This window comes from Pelomonas sp. KK5 (genome assembly GCF_001984095.1).
In the GTDB taxonomy this organism is placed as follows: Bacteria; Pseudomonadota; Gammaproteobacteria; order Burkholderiales; family Burkholderiaceae_C; genus KK5.
In genome coordinates this window covers 1-5,384 of record NZ_LYVQ01000323.1, presented here as the reverse complement: position 1 = coordinate 5,384, position 5,384 = coordinate 1, and the positions used below count along the sequence as shown (strand labels likewise).

The 5,384-nt window shown below is 69.1% G+C and carries 3 protein-coding genes; 1 reads left to right on the top strand and 2 read right to left on the bottom strand.

The window, feature by feature from the left end:
* On the top strand, positions 1-2,721 hold a 2,721-nt coding region (locus B0W88_RS29330; RefSeq protein WP_144007051.1), incomplete at its 5' end, for a zinc-dependent metalloprotease.
* Here the strand turns inward: B0W88_RS29330 and mpl are convergent.
* Both mpl and hemL read right to left on the bottom strand, forming a co-directional pair.
* On the bottom strand, positions 2,718-4,073 hold the full coding sequence (mpl, locus tag B0W88_RS29325) for a UDP-N-acetylmuramate:L-alanyl-gamma-D-glutamyl-meso-diaminopimelate ligase (RefSeq protein WP_077038070.1): 1,356 nt from the start codon (positions 4,071-4,073) through the stop codon (positions 2,718-2,720). The genes B0W88_RS29330 and mpl overlap by 4 nt on opposite strands.
* Positions 4,074-4,083: 10 nt before the next feature.
* A complete protein-coding gene (gene hemL, locus B0W88_RS29320) occupies positions 4,084-5,367 on the bottom strand; it encodes a glutamate-1-semialdehyde 2,1-aminomutase (protein ID WP_077038069.1) in 1,284 nt (427 codons plus the stop codon).
* Between the last annotated feature and the right edge of the window lie 17 nt (positions 5,368-5,384).

The window sequence follows — 5,384 nt, the reverse complement described above, 5'->3', positions numbered from 1 at the left end:
GCCCTGCTCGTGCCGCTGCTGCTCCTCGCGGCATGCGCCACCAAGGAGCCGGCCGCGCCGGCCAAGCCGCCCAATGGCGCATCGGCGCCGACGGCAGCTGCGGCACCGGCTCCTGCGGCAGCCGCGTCGGCCACGGCGCCCGGCGCCATCGCCGTGCAGGCGCCACCGGCCCCAGGCGCCTTGCGCCCCTTCGCGGAAATCACCCGCGGCGCCAAGGTCGACGACGGCCTGTTCCCGATCTGGCGCAACAACGAGAAGGCCTGGATCGAGATCCCGAAGGAGATGCTGAACAAGCCCTTCATGTTCAGCGTCAACATCGCCCAGTCCATCGGCGAACGTGGCCTCTATGCCAGCCAGATGACCGGCGGCGACGTGGTGGAGTTCCGCCGCATCGGCAACCAGATCCAGCTGATGGCGCTGAACCTGAAGTACCGCGCCGCGCCCGACGCCGGCGGCCGCCGCGCGGTGGAGCAGGGCTTCTCGCCGAGCCTGCTGGCGGCCACGCCGCTGGCCGCGGCCGAGCATCCGGAGCGCAAGTCGCTGCTGGTCGACGCCAGCTTCCTGATGGCCGACATCCCCGGCCTCTCGACCTGGCTCGAGTACGTCTATCGCATCCCCTTCGTGCCGGACCGCAGCAACTCGTCCTTCGAAGCGACCCGCGCCGACGCCAAGCTCAGCACGCTGACCGTGCGCCTGCACTTCGCCACGCCGCGCATCCCGGCGCCGCCGCTGGTGCCGCCGCCGGTGCCGGTGCCCTCGCCGCCGCAGTCGATTCCCGATCCGCGCAGCTTCTTCGTCAGCTATGTCTACAACTTCCAGGCGCTGAGCGAGACACCGATGGCGCCGCGCCTGGCGGACCCGCGCATCGGCCTGTTCAGCGACACCTTCGTGGACCTGGGCAGCGACGTCCATATCAACCCCAAGGTCCACTACATCAACCGCTGGCGGCTGGAGAAGAAGGAGCCGGAGGCGGCGATGTCCGAGCCGGTGCAGCCGATCACCTTCTGGCTCGACAGGAACATCCCGCCGCAGTACCGCCCGGCGGTCGAGGCCGGCATCCTCGAATGGAACAAGGCCTTCGAGCGCATCGGCTACAAGAACGCGATCGTTGCGAAGCAGCAGCCGGACGACGCAAGCTGGGACAACATGGACGCCGGCCATGCGTCGGTGCGCTGGCTGGCGGGCGTGGACGTGGGCTTCTCGGCCATCGGACCGCACCTGTCCGACCCGCGCAGCGGCGAGATCCTCGATGCCGACATCTCGATCAGCGAGGCGATGCTGCGCGCCGGCCGGGAGACCGTGCGCACCGAGTTGCCGAGCTCGGAGGCCCGCAAGCAGGACGCGCAAGCCGCCGAGGCGCTGCCGCCGATGCTGCGCGCCCGCGCCGATCAGGCTTGCAGTTATGCCGCCGAAGCCGCCACCGAATCCGCCTTCGCGCTGGACCTGCTGGAAGCCCGCGGCGACATCGCCCCCGACAGCCCCGAGGCGCAGGCCTTCGTGATGGCCATGCTCAAGGGCGTGGTGATGCACGAGGTGGGCCACACGCTGGGCCTGATGCACAACTTCAAGGGCTCCACGCTGCTGACCCAGGCGCAGCTGGACGACAAGGCCTACACCGAGGCCCACGGCCTGTCCGGCTCGATCATGGACTACAACGCGCTGAACGTGGCGCTGACCGGCGAGCGCCAGGGCAGCTACCACGACACCACGCTGGGCCCGTATGACTACTGGGCCATCGAGTACGCCTACAAGACGCTGCCGAAGGAGAGCGAGGCGGCCGATCTGGCGGCCATCGCCTCGCGCAGCAACCTGGACCCGGCGCTGGCCTACGGCGACGACATCGATGCCGGCGTCGGCGGCTACTACGACGGCATGGATCCGCTGATCAACCGCTTCGACCTGGGCCAGGATCCGCTGGCCTTCTTCAAGCGGCGGCTCAAGCTCTCGCAGGAGCTGTGGGCACGCATCCAGGCGAAGAAGCCCGAGGCGGGAGAGGACCCGCTGCACCGCCGCCGCGCGGTGGTCAACGGCTTCTTCCAGCTGTTCCGCAGCGCGGACGTGGTGGGCAAGTACGTCGGCGGCATGTACACCCAGCGCGACCTGCCGGGCTCCGGCGGCCGGCCCAACTTCAAGCCGGTGGAGAACGCGAAGCAGCGCGAGGCGCTGCAGATGATCGACGCCGGCCTGCTGCGCAGCGACAGCTTCCAGCAGTTCAAGCCCGAGTTCCTGTCCTCGCTGACGGTGGACTACCGCGACTTCAGCCGCGGCGGCCCGCTGAACATCTCGGGCATGCTGCTGAGCGTGCAGATGGCCGCGCTGGACCGGCTGATGAGCCCGCTGGTGGCGGCGCGCCTGCTGGACATGCCCAACTACGTGGACCCCGCCCGCCGCAAGGGCCTGGTCTCGCTGAACGAGGTGCAGGAGACGCTGCAGCGCTCGATCTGGTCGGAGCTGAAGAGCGGCCGCGAGATCGACCGGCTGCGCCGCAATCTGCAGCGCGAGCATCTGCGCCGCCTGCAGATCCTGCTGGTGCGTGCGCCGGCCATCTTCCCGCCTGACGCGCTGAGCCTGACGCGGCTGCATGCGACGGAGCTGGAGAGCGAGCTGCGCGCGGCGCTGGGGCGCGGCGGCTATTCGGTCGAGACGCGGGCGCATCTCGCCGAATCGCTGGCGCTGCTCAGCGAGGCGCTGAAGGCCTCGGTAGTGAAGGTGGCGGCTTAGGCCAGGGCCTTGAGCAGTTTCGTGTGGATGCCACCGAAGCCGCCATTGCTCATGCACAGCAGGTGATCGCCGGGCTTCGCCCGCTTGACCACCTCGGCCACCAGGGCGTCGACATCGGCGCCGACGATCGCCAGTTCGCCCATCGGCAGCAGCGCTTCCTTGGCATCCCAGGCCAGGCCGGCCTGGTTGCAGAAGGCCAGGTCGGCCTCCTCCAACGCCCAGGGCAGCAGGGCCTTCATCGTGCCCAGCTTCATCGTGTTCGAGCGCGGCTCGAAGATGGCCAGGATGCGCTCGCTCGGCGCGATGCGGCGGCGCAGGCCGTTGATCGTCGTATGGATGGCCGTCGGGTGGTGGGCGAAGTCGTCGTAGACCTTGATGCCGCGCACTTCGCCGCGCAGTTCCATCCGTCGGCGCACGTTCTGGAATGAAGCCAGCGCCTGGCCAGCCACTTCGGGCGCCACGCCGGCATGCTCGGCTGCCGCGATGGCGGCCAGCGCATTCAGCTGGTTGTGCTCGCCGATCAGGCCCCAGTCGACGCGGGCCACCTTCAGGCTGCCGCGCAGCACGTCGAAGGCCTGCGGCTCGCCGCGGGCGCGCAGCGCGCCGGGCTCTTCCTTGCGGGCGCCGAAGCGCTGCACCTCGCTCCAGCAGCCCTTGGCCAGCACGCGCTGCAGCGCTTCCTCGCGTGCATTGACGACGACGCGGCCGCTGCGCGGGATCGTGCGCACCAGGTGGTGGAACTGGGTCTCGATGGCGGCCAGGTCGGGGAAGATGTCCGCGTGGTCGTGCTCGAGGTTGTTCAGGATCGCGGTGCGCGGGCGGTAGTGGACGAACTTGCTGCGCTTGTCGAAGAAGGCGGTGTCGTACTCGTCCGCTTCGATCACAAAGAACTTGCCGCTGCCCAGCCGCGCGCTGACGCCGAAGTTCTGCGGCACGCCGCCCACCAGGAAGCCCGGCTGCAGCCCGGCATGCTCCAGGATCCAGGCCAGCATCGAGGTGGTCGTCGTCTTGCCGTGCGTGCCGGCCACGGCCAGCACGTGCCGGCCTTGCAGCACATGTTCCGCCAGCCATTGCGGGCCGCTCACATACGGCAGGCCGGCATCGAGGATGGCTTCCATCAGCTCGTTGCCGCGGGTCACCACATTGCCGATGACGAACATGTCCGGCTTGATCGTGTCGAGCTGCTCGGCCTTCCAGCCCTGCACCAGTTCGATGCCCAGCGCCTGGAGTTGGTCGCTCATCGGCGGGTAGACGTTCTCGTCGCAGCCGGTGACCTTGTGGCCGTCCTCGCGCGCCAGGGCGGCCAGGCCGCCCATGAAGGTGCCGCAGATGCCGAGGATGTGGATGTGCATAGCTAACTGATTACTTCAACGCGGTGCGAGCGGCCTCCAGGGTGGCCGCGATATCGGCCTCGCTGTGCGCTGCGCTGACGAAGCCGGCCTCGTACAGCGCCGGTGCAAGATAGATGCCTGCGTCCAGCATGCCGTGGAAGAAGCGGTTGAAGCGCTCCTTGTCGGTGGTCATGACCGTCGTGTAGTTCTGCGGCAGCTCCGGCATCAGGAAGAAGCCGAACATGCCGCCCTCGCAATCGACGCTGAAGGGCACGCCGTTGTCGTGCGCCACGGCGGCCAGGCCGTCGACCAGCGTGCGGGTCTTCGCGGACAGTGCCTCGAAGAAGCCCGGCTTGCTGATCTCGCGCAGCGTGGCCAGGCCGCAGGCGGTGGCCACCGGGTTGCCGGACAGCGTGCCCGCCTGGTAGACCGGGCCCAGCGGGGCCAGGAACTTCATGATCTCGCGGCTGGCGCCAAAGGCGGCCAGCGGCATGCCGCCGCCGATCACCTTGCCGAACACCGACACGTCCGGCTTGAAGCCGGGGATCAGCTTGGCGTAGTGGCCCTGGGCGCTGGCCAGGCCGACGCGGAAGCCGGTCATCACCTCGTCCAGCACCAGCAGCGCGCCGTGCTGCGAGCACAGCTCGCGCAGCTTCGTCATGAAGGGCACGCTGGCGCGCACGAAGTTCATGTTGCCGGCGATCGGCTCCACGATCACGCAGGCCAGTTCGGCGCCGTGCAGCGCGAAGGCCTCTTCGAGCTGGGCGACGTTGTTGTATTCCAGCACGATGGTGTGCTGGGCGGTCTCGGCCGGCACGCCGGCGCTGGTCGGGTGGCCGAAGGTGGCAAGACCCGACCCCGCCTTGACCAGCAGGGCGTCGGTGTGGCCGTGGTAGCAGCCCTCGAACTTGATGAACTTGCTGCGGCCGGTGGCGCCGCGGGCCAGGCGGATGGCGCTCATCGTCGCCTCGGTGCCGGAGCTGACCAGGCGCACCTGCTCCATGCTGGGCACCAGCTTCAGGATCTCCTCGGCCAGCTCGACCTCGCGCTCGGTCGGCGCGCCGAAGCTGAAGCCCTCGCGGGCGGCGGCCTGCACGGCCTCCAGCACGGCCGGGTGGCCATGGCCCAGGATCATCGGACCCCAGGAGCCGATGTAGTCGACATAACGCTTGCCTTCAGCGTCATAGATATAGGCGCCTTCGCCGCGGGCGATGAAGCGCGGCGTGCCGCCGACGGCGCGGAAGGCGCGCACGGGAGAGTTCACGCCGCCAGGGATCACCGCCTGGGCGCGTTCGAAGAGTTGTTCGTTGTTCATGAGGCTGCGGGCGGGCC